The organism is Streptomyces sp. NPDC104814 (assembly GCF_055583185.1).
In genome coordinates this window covers 320,547-344,207 of sequence record NZ_JBVJOL010000008.1, presented here as the reverse complement: position 1 = coordinate 344,207, position 23,661 = coordinate 320,547, and the positions used below count along the sequence as shown (strand labels likewise).

The following is a 23,661-nucleotide window of genomic DNA, read 5'->3' as shown; positions in this document are numbered from 1 at the left end:
GGAGAGGGCGCCGGAGGAGGTCACCGCAGATCACTTGATCGACGGGGAACGCCTTCGAGGCCGGCCGCCCGGACCGCGGCCGCCGGACCCGTGGGCCGCATGCCGCCCGGACCACTGCAGCGGCCAGTACAGGGCATGACCTCCTTGATCGACATGCGGAAACCCCGATTCTGTGCTGACCTGGAATTCAGGTACGCCGCATATACCGTCTTGCGCCTCGCGGGCATTCCCCCCACGGCAGGCGTCCAGTGCCGCGTCGAGCGGCCGAGCAGCGGCGGAGCCTTCCGAGCGCACTGCGCATGGTCCGGACACACACCATTGTCGTGACAAGCCGGACGTCAAGCGATATGGCCCACTCGGGATGTGGTCGTGATGAACATCCGAAGGGCTTTGGCCATGAGCAGCCCATTGATGGTGTCCGCGGCAATCAGCCTGAGCGTTGCTCCCGCAGATCCGGCGTCGGCATCCACAGCGGACGATTCATTCCCCGCAGCAGGCGCTTACGCAACCCAAGGAAATACCAACATCATCTCCGACGACGGAGAGGTGCAGGTTTCCTGGTTGGCCAGTCAGGTTTTCCCGTGGGAGGGAGGAATACCGACACGCTGGCAGGTGAACGTCATCTACAACAACACGTCGGATCATATCGTCTATCTGACGTGCCGAGGCTGGGACACCGGAAAGGTGAAAGAGAACATATATCGTCACGGCAGAAACATAGGACACGTGGACGCCGAGCACGACCTGTGCAGCGATCACCCCGAGTGGAACGCGAATCTCAGCCCCAAGCACCGGATCCTGATGTCCTGGGCCGTATTTCACAACGTTCCCCGAAACGGCGATCGCGTCTCACTGCAGTGGGGGCCGTACGGCACCTCCAAGCCTCTCGACCCCTTTGGTCATTGAGCCCGAGCGAGTGTTCTCGGCGCCGTCGGCGACGCAACGACAACTGGAGACGGCATCATGACCGGGAATTCAGAGGAGCGGCGGGAGGCCGGGACACAACAGCAGACCCACACCCGGCCGCAGCAATGGGAGAAATGGGAGCAGCGACCCGAACCGACCCCGCCTCCGTTCACACCCCCATCCACATCACCGGCGACATCGACCGTATTGACGCCAGGAAAATGCCCTTCCTGCGGAAAGGATTCCGGCGGCGAACTGTCATGTCAATTCTGCGGTCAGGTACTTTTCCTGCCGCAGGGGATAATGCTCTCCACGGCTGGACTTCGCTTCGGCGGGTATCTTCTGGAGTACGTGCTCATGATCTTCACCCTGGTGATCGGCTGGGGCATCTGGGCCCTTATCGTCTTCCAGTACGGCCAGACGCCCGCCAAGCAGCTGCTTCATATGAGAGTGGTCCATATTCCGCAGGCCAGAACCGCCAGATGGTGGAGAATGTTCTTCCGGGAAGTGATTGCGAAGCCGCTCATAGGCATCCTCGCTGGTTTCACTCTCCTGATTCCGTACTTCTGGCTCCTGTGGGACCAGAATCGACAGGAGCTGTGGGACAAGATGGCCACGACGCTGGTCGTCAGCGACCCACACGATCGACTTCATCCACAGCCTTCGGACAACACTCGCGCCGCTGAGCCCCACATCTAGTCGGCGACGCAGTGTGCCCTTCCAGGCTCGCCACCCGGCGCGGTGGCGTTCGAACGCGGTGGCGTTCAGTGGAAGCCTCAGCCAGTGATCAGCCGCGTTCGGCCTCTCGGCGGCGGAGCAGTACCAGGACCGCGCCGCCGATCACGACCAGGCCGATGGCGGAGCCCGTGATCAGCGGTGTGAGGTCGCCGCCGCCGGTCTCGGCGAGGTTGGTGGGGGCGGTGGAGCCGCCGACCGTGGCCGGGCTGGGCTCCGCGACGGTCTGGGTCGTCAGGGCCGGCGCGTTGCCGCGCGTCTTGCAGTCCAGGACACCGGTGAACCGCTGGGACAGCCCGGCGGGACCGGTGATCGTGACGTCGTAGGGCTGGTCCTCCTGCAGCGGCATGGTCACCGTGCGCGGCGCGCCGGCCGGGACGGTGTACGTGGTGCCCATCAGCTCGAAGGTGAACGGCTGGTCGCCGCGGTTGACGGCGGTGATGTCGACCCCGCCCTCGACGCAGTCCTCCTTCGCCGACAGCGCCGGTATCGGCCCCTGGGCGGCCCATGTCGCGCTCGCCCCCGCCGAGACGGTGGACTCGCTGGACCCGGCGAGGATCTGCGTCTGGCTGCGGCTGTCGGAGGTGAAGGCCCTGCCCACCGGCACGGTGGTCGACGCCTGCACCGTCAGCTGTGCGGTGCCGGCCGCGGCGTCCCGAGGCACCGCGAAGAAGAGCTTCGTGCCGTCGGACGCGGCGGTCACCGGCTTGCCGTCCTTGCCGACGATCCGCACTCCGCTCAGTGCCGCGTCGGCCGGCGGTGACACGATCGCGCCGGCCGCGTCGGTCTGCACGGTCACCGGGCCGAGCAGCTCACCGGGGTGACCGGAGACCGCCGGCGGGTCGAGGGTGAGGGAGGCCGCTGGTTCGGGCAGGTCGCGGGCGCTCTTGAAGAGGTGGTCGGCGAGCTGCTCGGCCTGCGGGTCCACCGCGTCGACCCGCGCGTGATCGGAGTAGCGCCAGATGGCCACCTGGGTGCCGGCCGCCGCGTCCTGCTCGGTGAGCCCGCCGTGGATGCCGGCCTTCTCGGCGAGCGCCGCCAGGTCGTTCACCTGCGGGTAGGAGTGCTGCAGGATCCACCGGATGCGGCCCGCGTTCTTGTTCGCGCCGAGGGAGGTGCCGCTCCACGGTGTCTCGTGGTACTTGGCGTCCCGCTGTGTGGGGTTGTACAGGTCGACGCAGTACGTCTGCAGGGTGCCGCCGCCGTCGACGGACATCTCGAACAGGCCCGCCGACAGCTGCTGGTCGGTGCTGCCGTCGTGGACGACCGCGGCTCCGAAGGTCTTCAGGCCGCCCATGGTCGCGCTCGCCCCGGCCGGGCTCTGCGGGACCTCGGTCGCCGAGGCCGGTGCGGCCCCGGTCAGCGCGCCCGCCGCGACGAGGCCGGACACCAGTGCGGCGGCGACGAGCCGGCTCGTTCCTCGCCCGCGCACGGACCGCGCCGTGAGCGCGGCGAACGAACAAAACACAGCAATTCCCCTTCGCACAGGACCCCTTGATGTGGGGGGTATGCGGTCCCACCAGCAGAATCGGGAGCCCCGAGAGCTCTCCCGCATCCTAGGGAGGCCGCCGCACCGGCATTCGCCGTCATCTTGTCGGACCGGTGATCCGACTCGTAATCGTTATCGCGGACACCGCGTGCGAGCTGCGCTTATCGACAAATCCACCGGATGCTTCGGCATGCATGTGCCGATAAGCCGCAGTCGTGCCGCCTCGGGCGCTTCCCGACATCGAGACCTGACGTCACGTCACGGCCAGCTCGGCCGACCGCCGTTGGGAGTCATCCGTCGCCTGGGAGCCATCCGACGCCTTCGGTTGAGGGTCCTGCTTCCCCTGCCGCCGGGGATCCTCCTGGCGCGGCGTCTCCCACTCGGGCTCGGGACGGTCCGGCTGCGCCGGGGCGGTGGTGGTCGCCCCCTCTGGCCGGCTCACCCGCTTGAACGCCGTCGTGCCCCGCGCCAGATCGTGGCCGATCGCCACCGCGTCGACGTCGGCGGATGTCCAGCCGGGCTGGCCTTCCCGCACGTCGGTGCGCACCTTCAGCCGGCCCTGCACGACGACCGGATCGCCCACGTTCAGCGACGCCGCCACGTTCGCGGCGAGCTGCCGGTTGGCCCACACCGTGAAGAAGTTGGTGTGCCCGTCGGTCCAGGTGTTCTTCTCCCGGTCCAGATAGCGCGCGGTCACCGCCAGCCGGAAGCGCGCCGACGGCCCCGACGCCAGTTCCCGGTACACCGGCTGCGTCGCCACGTTGCCGACCGCGCAGATCATCGTCTCGTTCATCTCGGTAACCCCTCCCGGAAGACGCCGACGGGCCCGTCCCGACGGCGGTGTCTGGCCACGGCGGCCGGGTCGAGCCCCTGCCGCCGCGCACGGCGACCGCGTTCGTCGCCGTCGCCCGTGCGACCACCGCGTCCGTCGCGATCGCCGCACAGCCAGACTGCCTCCGTCGGGCCGGGCCCGCTGAGCGCTGTGGATCAGCCCCGACCTGTGGACAACTCCGCCACCCGCACGGGTGAACCGTCGTCCCGCGACACCTCACCCACCCTCTTCACGGGCGCAGTGACTCGCCTCCAGCCCCTTCACCGGCTCAGTGACTCGCCCCGGCTCAGTGACTCACCCCCACCCCCGTGACCCGGGCGTACTGCTCCCGTACCTCGCGGTACCGCAGCAGCTCCGCGGCCAGCGGATCGAGCACGCGGGCCCGGCCGCACGCGCCGGCCGCCTCTCTGAGCCGCCGTTCCGCCTCCTGCCCGTACCGCCGCGCCGGCCCGCGCGCCGCCATACGGCATCCCCACTCGATGAGGGGGCCGCCGACGATCCCGCACACCATCAGCAGCACCGGCACGCCCAGGTTCGGCGCCATCACCCCGATGATCTGCCCCACCAGCCACACACCGCCCACGATCTGAAGCAGCGTCATCGACGCCTGCGCCAGCACCGCCACCGGCCACCAGCCGGGACGCGGCGGCCGGCCGGGAGGCAGCCCGGCACGCGTCGCCAGCTCGTCCAGCGCCTCCGGCAGCCCCTGCGCGCCGCGCACCGCCGCCTCCCGCACCGCCTGCGCCCAGGGCGCGGGCAGCCCGGCCGAGGCCTGGTCGGCCACCGTGCGCACGGCGTGCTCGACCCGCTGCCGCGCCGTGGCCTCCTCGTCGGGCTGGGAGCGCAGCGGCAGCCGGCCCGTCGCGGGTTCGCGGCGGTCCTGGTACCAGCGCCACAGCCGCAGCCACGGCGTGCCGCAGGCCCGGTTGGCGTTGCGCAACCAAGCCCGCTCGGCCGCCTCGCCGGCCGCCGTGGCGCCCACCGCGTCCGCGAGCTGCGCGGAGAACTCCTCGCGCGCCTCCTCGGCCAGCCCCGGCCGCCGGCGCGTGGCGTACACCGGCCGCAGTCCGACCGCGGCCGCGTCGACATCGGCGGCGATACGGCGGGCCGCGGCCCCCCGCTCGGCGACGAACTGCCCGAGCGCCTCCCGCAGATCGCCCACGCCGTCGCCGGTGAGCGCGGACAGCGCCAGCACGGTCGCGCCGGGTTCGCCGAACTCCCCGAGAGCGATGCCGTCCTCGTCCAGCAGCCGCCGCAGATCGTCCAGGACCAGATCGGTGGCCTCGCCGGGCAACCGGTCGATCTGGTTGAGCACGACGAACATCACCTCCGCGTGCCCCGCCATGGGCCGCAGATAGCGCTCGTGCAGCATCGCGTCGGCGTACTTCTCCGGGTCGACGACCCAGATGACGGCGTCGACCAGCTTCAGGATGCGGTCCACCTGCTCGCGGTGCTGCACCGCCGCGGAGTCGTGGTCGGGCAGGTCGACCAGGATGAGCCCGCGCAGCTGCTGCTCGGAGTCGGCGTTCTGCAGCGGGCGGCGGCGCAGCCGGGGCGGGATGCCGAGCCGTTCGATCAGGCCGACGGCGCCGTCGCTCCAGCTGCACGCGATGGGCGCGGCGGTGGTGGGCCGCCGTACCCCCGTCTCCGAGATGGGCACTCCGGCGAGCGCGTTGAACAGCTGCGACTTGCCGCTGCCGGTGGCGCCCGCGAGGGCGACGACGGTGTGCTGCCCGGACAACCGGCGCCGCGCGGACGCCTCGTCCAGGACCCGGCCGGCCTCGGCGAGGGTGCGGTTGTCCAGGCGGGTGCGGGAGAGCCCGACGAGCTCGCGCAGCGCGTCCAGCCGGGAGCGCAACGGCCCGTCGTACGCCATGGGCGCGACGCTCAGCGGCCCGGGGGCCCGCGGCTCCAACGGCGTCTGCTCGGCGGCGGTGGTCTCGGTGACCCGCCGGGCGATGAGCCCGTCGTCCCAGACCCCGACGGCGTCGTCCTGACCGGCGGCACCGGCCTGGCCGCGGTCGTCGGAGACCGGCTCGGCCGTCGCCCGGTCCTCGGAGGGCCGATCGCCCTTCACGCGATCGGATTCCCTACGGTCGTTCGCGGGCCGCTCGCCCTTAACGCGATCGGCCGTCGTACGGCCGCCGGGGGTGCCGTCGATCTGCGTACGGCCGTGAGGTGCGCGGCCCGGTTGCGTACGGTCCCCGGGGGTACCGTCGGGCTCGGTGCGCCCCCCGGGCACGCGCGCGTAGCCGCCGACGGCACCGGAGGAGGAGGCCTGGGCCTTGGCGTCCCCGGGGTCGCCGTCGGAAACGCGGGCGCCGTCCTCCGTGCTCCCCTGCGTCACCACGGCACCGGCAGCAACGTCTGCCGCAGCCTCGTCCGAGGAGCCGGCCCGGGGCCCGCCGTCCACCGTTTTCTCGTTCCCGGCGGGATCCGGCCCGGCGCCCGTGACGGCGGAGGCGTCCCCCTCCCGGCGTTCGTCGTCGTCCACGGCCTTCTCCACTGAGTGATCCGGGTGCTCCGGTTGATTCAGCTGGTCCCGATCATCGACGTGATCAACACGATCAAGGTGATCGCCAGGACGAACGTGATCACTGCGATCCATGTGCTCCGCGTGTTCCCTGTGTTCCACGTGTTCCCTGTGTTCCACGTGTTCCAGGTGAGCGGAACGACCGAGGTGATCGGTGTGCTCGGTGTGGTCCTGGTCAGTGACGGCGGCCACCGGTCACCTCTCCTTCTGCAGTAGGGACAGCGCGGCGATGAGTTCGGCCTGCGGCTCGGGGTGGACGTCGAGTTCGTCCAGAGGCGCCAGCCGGCGCTCGCGTTCGGCGTGCAGCACCCGGTCGACGTGCTCGGTGAGCAGCCGCCCGCCCCGGTCGCGCAGCCGCAGCGCGCCGTGGGCACCGATCCGTTCGGCCAGGCCCTCACCGGCGGAGCGCGCCCGGCGGCCGCCGAGCAGCGCGGTGGCGACGAGCGCGGCGAGCGCCTCCGGATCGGGCGCGGTGCCGCGTTCGATCTCGCGGACCTCTTCCTCGGCGTACTCCTCGAGCTCGCGCCGCCAGCGCCGTACCGCGAGTCCGATGCGGTGCTCGGCGCTCTCCAGGCCGGCGTCGCGGTCGGCGAGGCCGGGGGCGTCCGCGCCCGGTTCCCGGCGCCAGGCCTCGTCGATGCGTTCGTCGGCGGCGGTCACGGCGCATAGCAGCAGCGTGGCGAGGCTCTCCACAAGGGCGTCGAGCAGTTCCCCGGGAGTGCAGTCGAGCGGGAAGGCCCGCCAGCGCTTGAGCGCGTCGCCGGCGAGGACGGCACCGGCCTGCAGCCTGCTGCGCACGCGCGCGTGCTCGCTGTCGTAGGCGCCGTCGACGGCGGCGGTCAGCCGCAGGGCGGCGGCGTACTGCTGGGCGGCGGCGCTCGCCAGTTCGGGCATCCGGGACTTGAGGGAGTCGAGGACGCCGTGGACGGTACGGGCCATGGCGTGCCGGCGGGCGGCGGGATCCTGCGTCTGGTGCACCAGCCAGGTGCGCAGCGAGGCGACGGCGCTGGCCGGGAGCAGCCCCGCGCCCCAGGCGGACTCCGGGAGTTCGGGCACGGTGAAGCGGGGCACGTCGCCGAGGCCGGCCTTGGTGAGGAGGGCGCCGTACTGCCGGGAGACCTCGGAGACGACCTGGTGGGGCACCCGGTCGAGGACGGTCACCAGGGTGGCGTCGTACTCCTTGGCGGTGCGCAGCAGGTGCCAGGGCACGGCGTCGGCGTAGCGGGCGGCGGTGGTGACCATGACCCAGATGTCGGCGGCGCAGATCAGCTCGGCGGCCAGGACACGGTTGTCGGCGACGAGGGAGTCGATGTCGGGGGCGTCGAGCAGGGCGAGGCCGGGCGGCAGGTTGTCGGCGGTCTCGATGCGCAGCACGCGCGTGGGGTTGTCCCCGGGGAGGAACAGTTCCTCTTCGCCGGGTTCCTGATGGGGCACCCACACCCGGGCGAGGCCGGGCAGGATCCGTGTCCCGCTGAACCAGTGATGGTCGTCCGGGTGACAGACCAGCACCGGCGTCCGGGTCGTCGGCCGCAGTACACCCGCCTCACTGACGCGTCTGCCCACCAGGGAGTTGACGAGCGTCGACTTGCCCGCGCCGGTGGAACCGCCCACGACGGCCAGCAGCGGCGCGTCGGGCCGCCGCAGGCGGGGCACCAGGTAGTCGTCGAGCTGCGCGAGCAGTTCGTCGCGGTTGGCACGCGCGCGTGGGGCTCCCGCCAGAGGCAGCGGAAAGCGTGCGGCGGCGACACGGTCGCGCAGGGCGGAGAGTGCGTCGAGCAGCTGAGGCCGTACGTCCAAGGTCACCACATGCGAAGAATGCCCAATTTTGAGGGAATTCTGAAGCATATAGGCATGTCTGCGCGCCGATAGAACACAAGGGACGGAAGGGATGACCGGGACATGAGCACAGCGCAGGCATAACGAGTGCACAACACCCGGCCCGCCAGACGCCAAAAGCGCTGCACGATTCGCACCTGCCTGCGATTATCGGGACCGCTTCACCGAACCTCCACACCGAGCCACGGAGGCGAAGCGACAGGGTGAGGGAACCGGGAGCCCTATCCTTGTCCCCGGCAACGTCAGGGTGCGGCCCGCCCGCCCCCACGACCGAGGCCACACCAGGCCCCCGTAGCTCAGTGGATAGAGCAGGCGCCTTCTAAGCGCTTGGCCGCAGGTTCGAGTCCTGCCGGGGGCGCATGTCTCCGCCCTCCCCCTGGGGAGGGCTTTTTGCTGGCCAGAGTGGGTGCGAGCGGGCGCAGCGAAGCCCCAGACGGCCTCTCGATGATCAAGGGCAGGGTCCGGGGCTGTACGGCTGTCACCGGGTTTTCGCGGGTGGCTCTGTCGAATACGTGTCGAAGTTTTTGGGTCAGGACTCAGCCGGCGCCAGGCGGCTCCGGCAGGCCGCCCGCGGCTTCGAGCCGCCGCTTGAGGTCCGGCAGCTGCCCGTCCACGCATCGGGCGTAAGTGGCGAGGAGCACAGCCACGCTGTTCCCGGCCCACTCAGCGACCTGGGCGGGCGGTATCCCGTCGTTGAGCCATTTCGTCAGCCGCGTGTTGCGGTTGTCGTACACGCGGCGCCCGGTGGGCGACTCGTAGACGTGCGGGGGCAGTACGGACTTCCGCGCGCTGCGCCACGCCCGACGGATGACGGACCCGGCGAGGATGCCCCCGGACTCACCCTGGAAGAGCAGATCACCCGACTGGAGCTGTTCGTCCTCGATGTGCTGCCGCAGGATCCGAGTCAGGGCCGGGTGCCCCGGCACGGTACGCGTCTCGCCCTCAGCCCGGCCTTTCAGGTCGCGTTGCTCGTGGATCTGCCCGGTGTCGGTCCACTGCTTCCCGACCTCAGGGGTCGCGGTGTGGATCAGCAGCTCGCACCACTGGTCGTCGGCGTCGGGCTCGGGCAGCGTGACGTCCTCGACGCGCATGGCCACGGCTTCCTCGGGCCTGGGCCCGCAGTAGTACAGGGTGGCAAAGAAGGCGTGGAGCCTCTTGCCGCCCCGGGGCCGGCGCCGTATCCAGTCGAGGATGGCCGCCGCCTGCTCGGGATTCAGCAGGGACCGCTTGTCGACGGCGTTCGTGGTCTTGGCGACGGCCGTCGGCTCCTTGCCCTTGGGCAGGGGGTTGGTCCGGAGGATGCGTCGCCGGATCGCATACTTCATGGCGACGTTGAGGATCCGGCGGTTGCGCTTCCGGGACCAGGCCGCCGCCTGCTTGCCGTCGAGGCGGGTGTCGATAGCGCGCAAGACCTCGTCGACCTTCTCCGGGTCCTCCCAGGCCGATACGGGCAGGGAGTTCCGTTCGACCCAGCGGAGGATGTCCACGACGTTTCGGGGTGCCTGCGGGCGTCGGTTCGTGTTGAAGGCCCACTCACGCAGAGCGGTGCGTACAGCCACGGGGGCGAACGCGGTGGGCTGGGCCCGCAACAGCGCGATGGTGGTCGCGGTCAGGGTCTTGGCGAGGCTCTTGCGACTGTTGCCGCCGAGTTCCTGGGGATCGGCACGCAAGGGACGTAGCCGAGTCGCGATGGCAACGGCTCGGATGTCGCCCTCCCTGGAAGGGGCCACGAGATCGGACGGGAGGACCGCAGGGCAGGCGTGCCACTGTCACCCCTTCTTTGAACCTGAGGGGCGAGCACCGACGAGAACTCCAGGCCGACGACGGGATAAGACTTTCTCTACTTCATCAAGGCCCGCGCACAGCGCGGGCGCGCGCCGCCTCTGCGGCGCGGCCTGCCTCCTGTCTTCGCCCCGGCTGGCCGCGCCTGGCGGCGCGCTCGGCGGCTACGGGCACGTCATGGGGAGAAACCCTCTGTGGCTAGGGCGGTCGGCTCCACGGCTTTAGGCAGCCAATTCGGCGCGAGCCCAAAGCCGCTCCACCGACCTATCTGGACAGCGCCTCCTACGACAGGAACGAAGCTTTTAAGCCGAACAGTCACCGACTTACGGTCTTGTACGCTCACGTCAAACGTCGAAATTCGGCCTATCGAGCGGAACCTCTCGAACAATATTCAGAAATTCGTCCGCGTTGACATGCAAGTTGAGAAGACTCGCGTGCGGCAAGCTGGCCCGACCAAACCTTCCACCCTTGTACAGTCGACTAATATCGACCACTGTTTGCATGGATCGTGCGCCGTGGAAATACTTATCAACCTGAAGGAAGGCCTTTACCACACCCTCGTCGATATCGAGTTTCCCCTCTTTCTTACCTATTCCTGCATCAGTGAGGAAATGGTTCAGAAGGAGAGCGCGATGGATCATCCAGGCAGCTTTGTTCTTATTTCGATTTTTGCCAGGATTGGGACCCGCAACGTCCAGGTATCCCTGCAATCGGCTTGCGAAGTCGGTCGCCTTCGAATTGCCTCCGGCCCCTTTTGCCATCTTGATGAACTGATCGTATCGATGACAAGTACCTCCAGCAAATACAAATATTGCGCGCCCTATAGGGTGCACTATCTCGCCTTGCTGAAATGTTCCATCTTGCATTGGAGACAGGAAGTACGGCAGCCACCCCAAGGGAGTTTCTCGACAATTGGAGTCAAATTCGTCCCAGAAGACAAGCGGCGCCTCTCCTTGGAGTCCCCTGTCTCTCACTTGGTGCAGTGCGCTAGCCAGGTCGGCGACAGATTGGAACTGTGAGAGATTGAACATCAGCCCTTTGTCGCGGTCAGGGTAAAGCGATGTCACCACCTCTCGCACCGCGAAAGATTTCCCATCTCCGGGCCTGCCGAATACGGCAATCGATCGTGGCTTCTTCTTTTCTGGATTGCTTATATATTCCGCTATCAGGTTCTGCACTACACGCAGACCCTCTATTTCATGCCAATCGGCCGTTATGAGGTCATGAAAGTGTGCGATCGGCACACCTTTTAGCCGCCCACACCCTTGGATCGCCACTTGAACGGCTTTGTCTTCCAAACTTTCTGGAGATTTCGCTGCGAAGGATGCGAGACTTGACCACGTGGGCACCTCGGAGCCGAGCCTAGGCTCTGGCACCTGGGTGTCTTCCAACTCTCCGAGGTGCTTCTCTGAGTTGGGTCCTCCCGTCATGCAAACTCGTGGGAAATGGATCTCTCCGGGGCGCCGCCGACCTTCAAGTTCGTCGAATCCTGAATCAGACTCGAACCCGAGATCGTACACAGTACGCATGGCAATCAGGCCATTTCTTATTCCCTCAGCGAGGGTCGCCGAGACGGAGCGCTTATTCCCTATTCGTTTCAACAGTGAGCCTGCAATTGCGGCTGTTAGCACTTGCGTGTAACCGAACATACTGCCGTGGTCACGTTCGCCCCACGTAGCTTCCGTCAGTTCCCTATGGAAAATAAGTTGATGCCGTGTCTGCCTGGATGCGCGATCAACGAGGAGGGCGCCTGATGGGCCAAATGACACCACTAGCCGCCTATATTTGGCAAGACCGCTAAGGGCGGATTTTTCATCCCGCTCGCCAAGTTCGAGCTCCGCCAGCACATCTTGGGCTGCGCGTTCCCACGAGAGCCCTCTGCTTACAGCGGCGCCTATTTCCCGTAGGCCCGGAGCCGTGACGATAGGGATGATGTGGTCGCGAACGTCAGGTGAGTTACTGAGGTCTCGCCAGAGCTTACTCCTGCCTTCTAGTGCCCGAGTCCCAAGTTTTACAAGTATCCAGGGGTCTCCCCTTCTTGCCAAATCACTGGTGCTCTTGCAAAGTTCTTCGTTATCGCCGAAACCAAATCCCGCATCGTCTATAAGCAGGAGGGCCAAGGATTGCCCGGCCTTGACGCTGGGTTGCTTTAGGGGCTCAAGTTTGCTCTGAATATGGAACCCCAGAAACTCTCTAACTCGCACTTTCCTTTCTTCTTGAGTTTTACTCTTCCCGCTTCTTTCGTCCGGCAATGGCAGGAATTGCAGAATGTTGTACGAATGATGGAATCTAGGGTCAGCCCCAGAGGGGTCCGCCGGTTTCGGCCAATCTTGGCCGCGTACTTGGTCGGGGTCTGATGCCACGAGTCGCACTAGCTCGCAGAGACCTAGAGCGCCGCCCCAGTGCCAGTGGGTGGTAGCCGCAGAATTAAGCCGCTCTTCCATTGTTGGGCATCGGTGATCAGGCAGCATTATGCCCCAGTCGAGAGTTGGATCACCGGTTACTGCGACGAAGTCACTTGGATTGCTTGGCGACATGCTGATCACCCGCATTACGTGCTTGCGGCGAAGCGCGACTCAGGGAGACATCGCTGCTGACACTGGCGGTCTGTGCGGATTCCCTTAGCGCATTCGTATACCCAACGCTACGTCAAGCGTGGGGTATCTGCGCGTTGAGGGCCCATGTGCGTCCTTGCAGCGCACAGCTTCCCCAAGCCCGGAGATGCCGGCGGCCAGTTCCTCGTATAGCACCGCGTAGAGGCCATGTCCGTAGGCTTCGAGCGTCTGAGTGTGGACGCAGTCGTCGTGCCCGGTCCGGGCACGATCATGAGCTCGGCGCCGGCGGACATCGCGGCACGGCTCGGCATCGCGGAGGGCGACCTTTGCGTCCGCACGACGTACGAGTTCCTGGCCGACGGTAGGCCGCTGCAACTGTCGACCAGTTGGGAGCCGTACGACCTCACCGCCGGCACACTCGTCGTCCTCCCCGAGGGAGGGCCGCACGCCGGGACGGGTGTCGTGAACCGCATGGCCGCTATCGGCATCACCGTCAGCCACGCCGTGGAGCAGCCGGAGCCTCGGCAGGCGACCGCCGAGGAGGCCTCGCTTCTGGGCGTTCAGAAGTCTGCACTCGTCACGCACATCAGGCGGACGTACTACGGCGACGAGGGACGGCCCGTGGAGACAGCGGACATCGTGGTGCCCGCCGCTCACTGCGAGATCGTCTACGAGATCCCGATCAACCGCTAACTCCGCCCAGGCAGGAGGCCTTCAACTTGGCGTGCCAAGTAGGGTCCGCAGTATGACGACTCCGCCTGACCGCGTCGACAGCAGAGAAGACCTGGCAGCCTTCGTTCGTTCCCTGCGTTGCAGTCACGCCGAGGACGGAGGCTCATGGGAGAACGCGGACGTTCCGAGCTTCTTGGAAGCCCTCGCCGCCTGGGTCGACGACGCGGACGGCTGGTACCGCAACACCGGCCGCGAGTTGCCGTCTGACGGTGACTGGACGTTCTTCGCGCGAGCTCTGCAAGCAGCGACAGTGTACGAGTAGTCAGAGCCGGGTCGAATGCGTGTCGAAGTCCAGACGATGACGCGCTCGGCGCGCGTGCGACACGCCCCACCGTTTCTCGGGGTCCGGCTTCCGCCCGTACGGCTGGCGACCGACATCAACTGGTACGACGTGCGGTCGTGGGTGTCGCCTTGGGGTGGTGACAGGTCTGTCAGCAGGAAGCGGGCCGAGCCGAGTGGTTCTGCCCGCGCAGCGGCTGCTTCATCGCCACGTCACTGGCACGTGGGCACATGGGCACATGAGGTTGGAGATTCCCTCGGCGCCCCCCACGACGACATACCCGGGGAGCGTCCGTACGCCTGAGGGGCCGGCGCGCACCTCGTGCAGGTGTGCCGGGCCCCCGGGCGAGGCGGGTCAGTGCAAGTGGTGGGTGTCGTTCAGGGTCTGGACCGTCGCGGTGCCGTCCTCCGCGTAGGTGACCGTCGACAGGGACGCTGCCGCGACCTCCATGCGGAACAGGCTGTGCGGTGGGGCCTGGAGGGCGAGGCGGAGCAGGGTGCGGACGGGGACGACGTGGGAGACCACCAGGACCGTGGCGCCGGCGTACCGGGCCAGCAGACCGTCTCGTACGGCGGCGACCCTGCGGATGACCTGCTGCATGGTCTCGTCCGCGCCCGAGGGGGGAGCCTCGGGCGAGGCGAGCCATGCGCTCAGGTCGTCCGGGTAGCGTTCGCGGACTTCGCCGAAGGTCAGGCCCTCCCAGGCGCCGAAGTCCGCTTCCCGCAGGTCCCGGTCGACCTGGGCGTTCAGGCCGAGGCGCGCGGCGATCGGCTGGGCCGTCTCCCGGCAGCGCCGCAACGGTGATGTGACGACCGCCTCGATGCCGCCGCGGCGGGCGAGGGCGTCCGCCGCCGCCCCGGCCTGGCGGCGTCCGGCAGGTGAGAGTCCCGGGTTGGATCCTCCGCTGCCGGAGAGCCGCCGCTCGGGGGTGAGCAGGGTTTCGCCGTGCCGCAGCAGGACGAGCGTCGTCACGTCCCTCACTTCGCGGTCTGCGCGAAGTGGTCCCGTACGCAGTCGGTCTGCTTCTCCATGATCTCGATGATGCCCTCGACCACGTTCAGGTCGGCGTCCTCGGCGATCTCCAGGATCCGCGACCAGTCGAAGAAGCTGCGGGCCGGGTCGTTGGTGATGGGGAACACCCGGATGGTCGCCTCGTAGCTGGCGACACCGCTGGTGGGGGCGACGGCCCGGTAGGACTGGGTCCTGTTGATCTCGTCGCGGGCGGCGATCTCCTGCTGGACGACCTTGCCGCTGAGCGTGAGCTTGAAGTCGTACCGTGCGGGGACGGTTTCGACCGAGCCTCCCTCCACCCAGCTGACGTCCCGGTGGACGTCCAGGTCGCCGGGGGAGACGATCTCCAGGATCTGCATGGCGTCGCGGATGGTCGCCCATACGGTGTCCGGGTCGGCGTCGAGGATGGTGGAGTGGTACATGGTGTGCTTGCGCTGGATCGGCACGAGCTGCTCTTTCTTCTAGGGCTTCAGGACTTCAGGGCGGTCAGCCCCAGGGCGGTCAGCCCCAGGGCTTCAGGGCTTCGGGACTTCCAGGCCTTCGAGGGCTCCCAGGACGCCAGGACATCAGGGCGCCAGGACGCCAGCTCGCCAGGACTCCAGGCCGCTACGACGCGTTCTTGGCGACCAGGTGGTTTCCGAGGACCAGGTAGTCGATCTCCGTGCCCAGGAAGCAGTTCAGGGCGTCGGTGGGGGTGCAGACGATGGGTTCGCCGGCGACGTTGAACGACGTGTTGATCAGGCAGGGCGTGCCCGTCAGCGCGGTGAACCTCCGCAGCAGCGCCGTCAGTCGGGGGGTGCCCTCGTCCGTCAGGGTCTGGATGCGAGAGGTGCCGTCCACGTGCACGGCGCCGGGGATGCGGTCCCGGTACGCCTCGCGGACCGGGAAGACGAACGTCATGTGCGGGGAGCTGGTCTTGCGCCCCATGTCGAAGACCTCCGGCGCCTGCTCCTCGAGGACGAGGGGAGCGAACGGGCGGAAGGGTTCGCGGTGCTTGACCCGGGTGTTGATGATGTCCTTGATGTCGGGGAAGCCGGGGTTGGCGAGGATGCTGCGGTGCCCCAGCGCGCGTGGCCCGTGCTCGATGCGGCCTTCGAACCAGCCGACGACGACCTTCTCGGTCAGCAGTTTCGCCACCTGCTCGACGACCTCGTCGTCGTCCAGCCGCGATACGACGATCCGGTCGCCGAACGCTTCGAGGGCCTCCTCGATCGCGGCGTCGTCGTAGGCGGGGCCGAGGTAGGGGGTGACGGGGGCGGCGGCCGCCAGGATGCTCGCGGGGCCGGTGTCGGGGTGGTTGAGCCAGGCGTGGGCCACCGCTCCGATGGTGATGCCGGTGTCGGAGGCGCCGAAGCTGACCTGCATGTCCGTGAAGCGCGAGCCTTCGAACAGCGGGGTGTTGTTCAGGCAGTTCAGGGCGACGCCGCCTTCGAACAGCAGCCGGTCGAGGTCGGTCTTCTTCTCCAGGTGGCGGACCTGGTGGGCGGTCGCGACGTTCAGCATCTGCTGCGCGGCGGCTGCGACGTTGGCCTGGTAGGCGAGGGTGTCCTCGAAGGGCCCGAAGTACTCCTCGAACAGGGCGTCGTGGCTGTGCGGGTCGTCGGTCTGCAGGGGCTTGGTGAAGCTGTAGCGGCCGTCGTCGTGCAGCCGCAGAAGCCGGTCGACGAACGGGTTGGGGGTGGGCGGGTCGGTGTACCCGGCCAGACCCATCACCTTGTACTCGTCGTTGTTGGGGACGAAGCCGAGGAAGCGGGTGATGGCCGAGAACAGGGTGCCCATCGAGTACTCGGACCCGGTGACGGAGTCCTCGAAGACGGTGATCCGGCCGTCGCGGATCTCGCCGGTCAGGGTCGAGAAGCGTTCGGCGCGGCCGTCGCTGACGAGGAACGCGGAGTCCTTCATGCCGGCGAGGTAGTAGCCGGTCGTGGCGTGGGCCAGGTGGTGCGGGACGAAGCGGACCTTGGCCGGGTCGGGACGGTGTCCGGTGCGGGCCTCGAAGTCCGCGAGGATCGCTTCGGGGCTGACGATCTCGTCGAACAGGTCGGCCATGTCGGCCATGAGGTTCGTCTTCGCGGGCTGCGGCAGCGGCGAGGTGCGGATGCCGTCCAGGATCTCGTTCAGAACCTGGGTGGACCAGTTCCACGGGAAGGCGAACAGATCGACGTCGTCGAAGGTGATCCCGGCTTCCTCCAGGCACCAGGCGATCGCCTTCGCGGGGAAGTCGGTGGTCTTCTTCTCCCGGTTGAGGCGTTCCTCCTCCACCGCCGCGACCAGGCGGCCGTTCATCAGGAGTGCGGCGGCGGCGTCGTGACCCAAGAGGTAATGCTTGTTGATGCCGGTCGCACCGAAGCGTTCGGAGAAGAACTCCGACACCCGACTGAAACCATTACATCCAAGAACAATCACGGCATTCTTTCCGGTTATGGGGCTACTTGGCGATCAGCAGATCGCGGAGCTTTTCTCCGGCCGCGGGTGCCTGGCACAGGCCGGCGCCGGTGAATCCGGCCGCGTACAGGAAGCGGCGGGTGGGGTGTTCGCCGATGAAGGCGGTGTTGCCGGGGCTCGCGTCGAAGTCGCCCGTCCACGCGCGATGCAGTCCGATGCCGTCCAGGGCGGGGAACAGGGTGCCGAGGTGGCCGGAGATGCGGCCGAGCCAGGCTTCCCGTGCCTCGCCGGCCTTGGGCGCGCCCATGGCGAGGAGGATGCGGTCCTTCCATGAGCGGATCCGCAGGCCGGAGCCGGCGTGCATCGTCATGGGCATCTCGCGCTGCGCGGCGGGCGGGACGTCGGTGAGCAGCATCTCCATCGCGTGGGGCGTCAGCGGCAGCTCCACCGATGCCAGGGAGGCCACTTCACCGGACCAGGGCCCGGCCGTGCACACGACGCTGTCCGCCTTGATGCTGCCCCGCGGGGTGTGGACGGTGTTGTCGTCGTCGATGCCGGTGACCGGTGTGTGGGTGAGCAGACGGGCACCGTGGTTGCGGGCGGCGGCGGCGTAGCCGCGGACGATGTCGAGGCCGTCGACGTGGTACGCCTCCGGAGCCCAGGCTGCGGCCAGGACGGCCCGCTCGGCGATCAGCGGGTTCAGCTCGCAGGCCTCGCGGGCGCCGATCAGCCCGACCTCGACGCCGGCGTCCTGCTGAGCCGGGCGGTCGGCCTCGTAGTCGGCGATCTGCGCTTCGTCGGTGAACAGCACCATGAACCCGAGCCGCTTCAGACCGAGCGGGACCCCGGTGTCGCGCGCGAACCGGTGATAGGCGTTCAGGCTGCGCACGGCCCGGCGCCCGGTGTCGGGGTTGCCGGGGAAGTAGGTGCGGACCATGCCCGCGGTGTGGGCGGACGCCCCGCCGCCGAGGTTGCCGCGTTCCAGCAGCACGGTGTCCACGCCGGCTTCGGCGAGGTGGTGGGCGGCGGAAGTTCCGATCACTCCCCCGCCGATGACGACGGCGTCAGCGCGGGCAGGAAGAGCGCTCAAGGTCTTGCTTCTCCTCTGGTGTGGGTTCAGGCGGTGCGACGGGGTACCGGAGCGGACCGCGCTCCGGGCATCGCTACGCGCCTGCCGTGACGTCCTGCTGGCGCAGGTGGTCGCCGGTCTCCCACGGGTACAGCTGGAGGTTCCAGCCGCCGAGGCAGTTGATGTAGAGCGCCATCTGGCTGGTGACGGCGTAGAAGTCGGCGCGGTCGAGGTCGTCGAGGACGTCGAGGAAGCGCTGGGTGAACGCCCACAGCTTCTCCAGGCCGCAGTAGCCCAGGAATTCGGCGGGGACGCCGACGAGGAGGCGGGTCATGTGGACGAGGGAGTCCATGGGCATGTCCTGGACCGCGGCGCGGACGAGTCCGCCGTAGGCCGCGTACCCCAGGGGCCGGGTCTCGCCGTTGACGAACAGCAGGGTGGGCAGGACGGTCCCGAAGTTGCCGGCCCGGGAGGGGATGATGCCCTGGTGGAGGCCGTCCAGCTCGGCCGGGGGCTCGAGCCAGATCTTCTCGGTCTCGGCGAGGATGTCGGCGATCAGCTGGTCGGCGGTCGGGTTGGTGGCGTGGAGCATCGGGATGCGGTGGCCGCCCGGCTCGCCCGCGCGGCGGACCTCGGCGTGGATCTGCTTCTTCGTGGAGTAGACGGCGTCCCAGATCGCGGCGCCGGCTTCCAGCAGGCCGGGCATGTCCGCCTCGCGGATCTGGCCGACGGGCGTGGCGGGCATCGGCTCGGTCAGGGTGCCGTACTTGATGCCCAGGTGCTGCAGACCGGAGCAGAACACGGTGCCGTTGGGCGCTTCGCGCCGGTCCGGGATGCGGGTGGAGTGGGGGGTGTGGAGCAGGGTGGGTATCGGCGCCACGTGATAGAGGTGCTCCCCCGCGATGAGGGCGTGGCCCTGGAGGCTCTGGTAGGGCAGCGAGTTCCACAGGGCGTCGGCGAGTGCCGGGTTGCGGTCGTCAAGGTCGGCGGTGACCGTGATGCCGAGGTCGGGCCAGGAGATCTCGATCTGACGTCCGGGCAGCTTCTCGGACAAGGTTTTCCCCGTTCGTTTGTTCGGCTTGTCCGAGGAGTACATCGTCAACAGGCCTGTTTCAGACAGGCGTTGAAACCATGAAACGAGAGCGGCTTGAGAGGGGAGGTTCGTGCGTTCCTACAAGAACCATCGCTCGAACGGTTGGGTGTACGGCGGCTTCACGGCCCCCCGCGCAGGGCTGTACCCGGCCCCTTCCCGACGGGTTTGCCGGACCGGCAAATGCGCTCGTCTCCGCGCCCCGGCCCCCGGATGATCGGCGGTGAAGCAGCCCGCCCGAGTGTCACCCCAGCACCCCCGGAGGAGACCATGGCCCAGCCGCCCTCGCCCGCCACCCACCGCACCGTCCCCTCCCCCGCCACCCACCACACCGTCCCCTCCCCCGCCGGCCGCATCCATCTCGTCGAGCAGGGCGCCGGCCCGCTGGTGCTGCTGGTCCACGGGTTCCCGGAGTCCTGGTACTCGTGGCGGCGTCAGTTGCCCGCGCTCGCCGGCGCCGGGTACCGGGCCGTCGCCGTCGACGTGCGCGGGTACGGGCGGTCCTCCAAGCCGGACGACCCGCGCGCGTACCGGATGGTCGAGCTCGTCGAGGACAACGTCGCCGTGGTGCGTGCCCTGGGCGAGGAGTCCGCCGTGGTCGTCGGCCACGACTGGGGCGCCGCCATCGCCGCGCACAGCGCTCTGCTGCACCCCGGGGTGTTCCGCGCGGTGGGCATGCTGAGCGTGCCGTACACCCCGCCCGGCGGCCCGCGCCCGCGTGACGTCTTCGCCGCGATGGGCGGCAAGGAGGAGTTCTACGTCTCCTACTTTCAGCAGCCCGGCCGCGCCGAGGCCGAGATCGAGCCGGACGTGCGCGGCTGGCTCGCGGGTTTCTACGCCGCCCTGTCCGGCGACACCCTGCCCCCGGCCGGCGCCCCGGACCCGCACTTCGTCGCCGAGGGCGGCACCCTGCGCGACCGTTTCCCCACCGGACGGCTGCCCGGGTGGCTCACCGAGCGGGATCTCGACTTCTACGCTGCCGAGTTCGAGCGGACCGGTCTCACCGGAGCCCTCAACCGCTACCGGGCCATGGACCGCGACTGGGAGGATCTCGCCGCCCTCCACGGCGCTCCCCTCACCCAGCCCTCGCTGTTCGCCGGCGGCACCCTGGACGCCTCCACCACCTGGCTGGCCGACGCGATCGACGCCTACGCGGTCACGCTGCCCGGACTGGTCTCCTCCCACCTCCTCGACGGCTGCGGCCACTGGATCCAGCAGGAACGCCCCGAGGAGATCAACGAGATCCTCCTCACGTGGCTGGCCTCCCTCCCCGGGCCGGTCCGGGACCGCTGACCAGCGCCCCTCATTAGCATGAGCACGCCATGACGCCGACACCATGATCGGAAAAGAACCGTGCTCCTGCGCTGCGCCGTGCTCGACGACTTCCAGAACGTGGCCACCGGCCTGGCCGACTGGTCACCGGTCGCGGACCGGGTCGAGGTCGTCCCGTTCGACACGCACTTCACGGACGAGGACGATCTCGCCGCCGCCCTCGCCGACTTCGAGATCGTCGTCACCCTGCGCGAGCGCGTCCCCTTCCCGGCCTCCCTCCTCACCCGCCTGCCCAGGCTGCGGCTGCTGATCGCCTCCGGGATGCGCAACAGCGTCATCGACTACGCCGCGGCCGCCGCGCAGGGCGTCACCGTGTGCGGCACGGCCAGCTCCTCCACCCCGCCCGTCGAACTGACCTGGGCGCTGCTCCTCGGCCTCGCCCGCGGCATCGTCGAGGAGAGCGCCGCCCTGCGTTCCGGCGGCCCCTGGCAGTCCACCGTCGGCGCCGATCTGCACGGCAGCCGGCTCGGCCTGCTCGGCCTCGGCAAGATCGGCAGCCGTGTCGCCCAGGTCGGGCTGGCGTTCGGGATGCGGGTCAGCGCCTGGAGCCAGAACCTCACCCGGGAACGCGCCGACGAGGTCGGTGTCGAACGCGCCGCCTCCAAGGAGGAGCTGCTCGCCGGCAGCGACTTCGTCTCCGTCCACCTCGCGCTGAGCGAACGCACCCGGGGTTTGCTCGGCGCCGCCGAACTCGCCCTGCTCAAGCCGTCCGCCTACCTGATCAACACCTCCCGCTCGGCCCTCGTCGACCAGGACGCGCTGCTCGCCGCCCTGCGTGAGGGCCGTATCGCCGGCGCCGGTGTCGATGTCTTCGACGTCGAGCCGCTCCCGCCCGGCCATCCGATGCGCACGGCTCCCCGCCTGCTCGCCACCCCCCACCTGGGCTACGTCTCCCGGGCCAACTACCGCACGTACTACGGCCAGGCCGTGGAGAACATCGCGGCCTATCTGGACGGCTCCCCGGTACGCCTTCTGCCGTGACGGCGCCCGCCGCCCCCCGTCCCCGCCCCGCACTTCCCGCCTGCCGTGCCGCCGTCCGCCGGAACTCCCTGTTCAAAAAGGGTGACGCGGGCGGATACGCCGTGACCCCGCGTCAGCAGCCGCGTTGAACGGGCAGTGCGGCGGACGATCCGCCGCCGCGCTCACCGATTCAGAAGGAGATGTGATGTCTCGCATCGCGAAGGCGGCCGCCGCCACCCTCGGCACGGGTGCCCTGGTGCTCAGCGGAGCCGGTCTGGCCGTGGCGGACGCGGGGGCCGGTGCCGCCGCGATCGACTCGCCGGGTGTCGTCTCGGGCAACGCCGTCCAGGTGCCGGTCCACGTCCCGATCAACCTGTGCGGGAACACCGTCAACATCATCGCCCTGCTCAACCCGGCGTTCGGCAACACCTGCGCCAACGTCAGCGACCACGGCGGCCACGACGACGGCAAGGGCGGCGGCTACGGCAACTGACGCCGCCGCACCCGCCTTCCCCCCGAGTTCCGCGGAACTCCCCGAGAGCCCCGGCACCTCGAGCGCCGGGGCTCTCCCCGTGGCCGCGCGCCTCAGACGTACCGGTAGATCCGGCTGACGTCCTGCAGCGAGTCCGGTGTGACGTCCCACGGAGGCAGCTTCTCGTACCGGGCCACGACCCTGCGGTACTGCGCGGTGCCCCGGGCCGGCGGCCTCTCCGGCTGGTAGGCCGCGCCGCGGTGGCGTTGCTGCCAGCGCGTCCACTGCAGGTCGATGAAGGCGTGGTGCAGCCAGAAGACCGGGTCGTTGACGGACGCGCCGCCCAGCATCACCCCGCCCACCCAGCGGTGCACCCGGTTGTGGGTGTGCCAGGACGCGCTGCCGCGGCCGGTGCCCCAGCCCTCCAGCTTGTTGCGGAACCCCCGGGTGACCGTGGAGTCCCACGGCGAGACGTCGTACACCGGGTCGTCCAGCGCCGCCTCCAGCTCGGTGCGCGTCGGCAGTTCCAGCGGGTCGCGGGCCCGGCCGAGGTCCCGGGTGAGGAACCGGCCGTCGGTGACGTTCTCCTTGATCGTCCAGTTGCCCTCGCGGTAGGCGAACGGCCCGGTCGTCACCTGCTGGTCCCCGCTGCGCCCGTTGCCGCCGAGCAGGTCGTCGGTCCACGGCAGGGACCGGGTGCCGCGCTGGCGCGTCCAGTCCCAGTACGGCACGGTCACCGAGTCGTCGATCCGGCGCAGCGCCCGTTCCAGCTCCAGCACGAACTTGCGGTGCCAGGGCAGGAAGGACGGTGCCATGTGCGCCGTCCGCAGGCCGTCCTCGCCGTCGGAGGTGTAGTACTCGATGTGCATCCGCACGTAGTCGTCGTACTCGCCGCGCCGTTTGAGTTCCAGCAGCGCGCGGACGAACCGCCGCTTCTCGGCGGCGGTCAACGTGCTGACGTCCTTACGCGTGTACGCCATGGTCTCCCCCCATGTGGTCCCGCCCCGCGTGCTCCCCGTGGCCCCCGGACCCGCCCTGACCTCCGTGATCGAGCGGGGTCGCGCGCAGCTGCTGGTCGGGGCCGAGGGCGTCGACCGCGGCCCGGGTCGCCTCCAGCGGCGTGGGGTACGACCGGTAGTGGTCGACCATGCTCAGCCAGGTGCCGTCGGCCCGGCGCATCAGGTGCAGCGGGCGTCCGTCGACGGTGACCTGCCACTGACCGGTGCCGAAGGTGCGCGCACCGGCGAGCTTCACGCCCTGGATGCGGCGGCCCCGGTAGGTCTCGTCGAACGCGGTGTCCTCGCCGCCGTCCGCCGAGTGCCGCGGCCAGGCGGCCAGTGCCGGGGTGAACGCCAGCGCCACCGCCGGCACGAGCAGTCCGCGCAGCACCTCCCGCCGGGTGCCGTGCGCGGGCCCCGGTCTGGCCGGCACCGCCACACCCTCGCCGTCCGCCGCCACCTGGCCGATGCTCACGACCATGCTGTGCTCCTCGTCCGCTCCGGGCCGCCGGCGACGGGGCCTGCCGGCCGCCGACAGCTCGCTCCGCTGTGTCGACACCGCTAACCGCCCGGCACCCGCCCGGGTCACCGCTCGGCGCCCATCCGGCCCATACGGCACGCGTACGACACGGCGGCGGGCCCGGGCGGAACGTCTCCACCCGGG

The 23,661-nt window shown here is 69.1% G+C and carries 19 protein-coding genes, 1 tRNA gene and 2 pseudogenes; 9 read left to right on the top strand and 13 right to left on the bottom strand.

The features are described 5' to 3' along the window. Positions 1-396 precede the first annotated feature (396 nt). Positions 397-906, top strand: coding sequence for a hypothetical protein (locus tag ACZ64A_RS26435; RefSeq protein ID WP_469813677.1), 510 nt, complete (start codon positions 397-399; stop codon positions 904-906). A gap of 57 nt (positions 907-963) precedes the next feature. After that, entirely contained in the window at positions 964-1,605 is a 642-nt protein-coding gene (locus ACZ64A_RS26430; protein WP_469813675.1) for an RDD family protein, read from the top strand. A gap of 88 nt (positions 1,606-1,693) precedes the next feature. Here the strand turns inward: ACZ64A_RS26430 and ACZ64A_RS26425 are convergent, their stop codons facing one another. From ACZ64A_RS26425 to ACZ64A_RS26415, 3 genes are all read right to left on the bottom strand, one after another. Beyond that, the gene (locus ACZ64A_RS26425; protein ID WP_469813674.1) at positions 1,694-3,073 is read right to left on the bottom strand and encodes a Cys-Gln thioester bond-forming surface protein; all 1,380 of its coding nucleotides are present in this window, start codon (positions 3,071-3,073) and stop codon (positions 1,694-1,696) included. 310 nt (positions 3,074-3,383) lie between these two features. Further along, entirely contained in the window at positions 3,384-3,923 is a 540-nt protein-coding gene (locus ACZ64A_RS26420; RefSeq protein WP_469813672.1) for a single-stranded DNA-binding protein, read from the bottom strand. Between the two features lie 325 nt (positions 3,924-4,248). Next, entirely contained in the window at positions 4,249-6,456 is a 2,208-nt protein-coding gene (locus ACZ64A_RS26415) for a YfjP family GTPase (protein WP_469813670.1), read from the bottom strand. 15 nt (positions 6,457-6,471) lie between these two features. Here ACZ64A_RS26415 and ACZ64A_RS26410 point away from each other — a divergent pair, with 15 nt between their 5' ends. Beyond that, positions 6,472-6,711: a hypothetical protein gene (locus tag ACZ64A_RS26410; RefSeq protein WP_469813668.1), complete on the top strand. Its 240-nt coding sequence runs from the start codon at positions 6,472-6,474 to the stop codon at positions 6,709-6,711. Here the strand turns inward: ACZ64A_RS26410 and ACZ64A_RS26405 are convergent. Beyond that, on the bottom strand, positions 6,691-8,301 hold the full coding sequence (locus ACZ64A_RS26405; protein ID WP_469813666.1) for a dynamin family protein: 1,611 nt from the start codon (positions 8,299-8,301) through the stop codon (positions 6,691-6,693). The two genes, ACZ64A_RS26410 and ACZ64A_RS26405, sit on opposite strands and share 21 nt — an antisense overlap. Positions 8,302-8,616: 315 nt before the next feature. On the opposite strand from ACZ64A_RS26405, the gene ACZ64A_RS26400 reads away from it, so the two are divergent. After that, a tRNA-Arg gene (locus ACZ64A_RS26400) sits at positions 8,617-8,689 on the top strand. Between the two features lie 178 nt (positions 8,690-8,867). Here ACZ64A_RS26400 and ACZ64A_RS26395 read toward each other — a convergent pair. Next, entirely contained in the window at positions 8,868-10,001 is a 1,134-nt protein-coding gene (locus ACZ64A_RS26395) for a tyrosine-type recombinase/integrase (protein ID WP_469813665.1), read from the bottom strand. A gap of 456 nt (positions 10,002-10,457) precedes the next feature. After that, a complete protein-coding gene (locus ACZ64A_RS26390; protein WP_469813663.1) occupies positions 10,458-12,476 on the bottom strand; it encodes a hypothetical protein in 2,019 nt (672 codons plus the stop codon). Positions 12,477-12,947: 471 nt separating this feature from the next. On the opposite strand from ACZ64A_RS26390, the pseudogene ACZ64A_RS26385 reads away from it, so the two are divergent. Next, positions 12,948-13,361: pseudogene (locus ACZ64A_RS26385) on the top strand (UTRA domain-containing protein); the annotation flags it as partial. A 52-nt stretch (positions 13,362-13,413) separates the two neighbouring features. After that, positions 13,414-13,662, top strand: a complete 249-nt coding sequence (locus ACZ64A_RS26380) for a DUF7660 family protein (protein ID WP_469813661.1) — start codon at positions 13,414-13,416, stop codon at positions 13,660-13,662. A gap of 372 nt (positions 13,663-14,034) precedes the next feature. Here ACZ64A_RS26380 and ACZ64A_RS26375 read toward each other — a convergent pair. The 5 genes and pseudogenes from ACZ64A_RS26375 to ACZ64A_RS26355 all read right to left on the bottom strand — a co-directional run. Next, positions 14,035-14,646, bottom strand: a pseudogene (locus ACZ64A_RS26375) (histidine phosphatase family protein); the annotation flags it as partial. A gap of 11 nt (positions 14,647-14,657) precedes the next feature. Next, entirely contained in the window at positions 14,658-15,137 is a 480-nt protein-coding gene (locus ACZ64A_RS26370) for an SRPBCC family protein (RefSeq protein ID WP_469813660.1), read from the bottom strand. A 160-nt stretch (positions 15,138-15,297) separates the two neighbouring features. Further along, entirely contained in the window at positions 15,298-17,064 is a 1,767-nt protein-coding gene (locus ACZ64A_RS26365; protein WP_469813658.1) for a carbamoyltransferase family protein, read from the bottom strand. A 55-nt stretch (positions 17,065-17,119) separates the two neighbouring features. After that, a complete protein-coding gene (locus ACZ64A_RS26360) occupies positions 17,120-18,166 on the bottom strand; it encodes an NAD(P)/FAD-dependent oxidoreductase (RefSeq protein WP_469813656.1) in 1,047 nt (348 codons plus the stop codon). Positions 18,167-18,239: 73 nt separating this feature from the next. After that, positions 18,240-19,199, bottom strand: coding sequence for a cucumopine synthase-related protein (locus ACZ64A_RS26355; protein ID WP_469813654.1), 960 nt, complete (start codon positions 19,197-19,199; stop codon positions 18,240-18,242). A gap of 306 nt (positions 19,200-19,505) precedes the next feature. On the opposite strand from ACZ64A_RS26355, the gene ACZ64A_RS26350 reads away from it, so the two are divergent. The 3 genes from ACZ64A_RS26350 to ACZ64A_RS26340 all read left to right on the top strand — a co-directional run bounded on the left by ACZ64A_RS26350 (position 19,506) and on the right by ACZ64A_RS26340 (position 22,020). After that, complete coding sequence (locus ACZ64A_RS26350; RefSeq protein ID WP_469813652.1) at positions 19,506-20,528, top strand: alpha/beta fold hydrolase; 1,023 nt, start codon at positions 19,506-19,508, stop codon at positions 20,526-20,528. Positions 20,529-20,588: 60 nt separating this feature from the next. Next, the gene (locus ACZ64A_RS26345) at positions 20,589-21,548 is read left to right on the top strand and encodes a D-2-hydroxyacid dehydrogenase family protein (RefSeq protein ID WP_469813651.1); all 960 of its coding nucleotides are present in this window, start codon (positions 20,589-20,591) and stop codon (positions 21,546-21,548) included. A 184-nt stretch (positions 21,549-21,732) separates the two neighbouring features. Further along, a complete protein-coding gene (locus ACZ64A_RS26340; protein ID WP_469813649.1) occupies positions 21,733-22,020 on the top strand; it encodes a chaplin in 288 nt (95 codons plus the stop codon). Between the two features lie 92 nt (positions 22,021-22,112). Here ACZ64A_RS26340 and ACZ64A_RS26335 read toward each other — a convergent pair whose 3' ends face one another. Further along, on the bottom strand, positions 22,113-22,979 hold the full coding sequence (locus ACZ64A_RS26335) for a tyrosinase family protein (protein ID WP_469813648.1): 867 nt from the start codon (positions 22,977-22,979) through the stop codon (positions 22,113-22,115). Continuing rightward, a complete protein-coding gene (locus ACZ64A_RS26330) occupies positions 22,963-23,478 on the bottom strand; it encodes a tyrosinase cofactor (RefSeq protein WP_469813646.1) in 516 nt (171 codons plus the stop codon). The genes ACZ64A_RS26335 and ACZ64A_RS26330 overlap by 17 nt, the downstream gene beginning before the upstream one ends. Between the last annotated feature and the right edge of the window lie 183 nt (positions 23,479-23,661).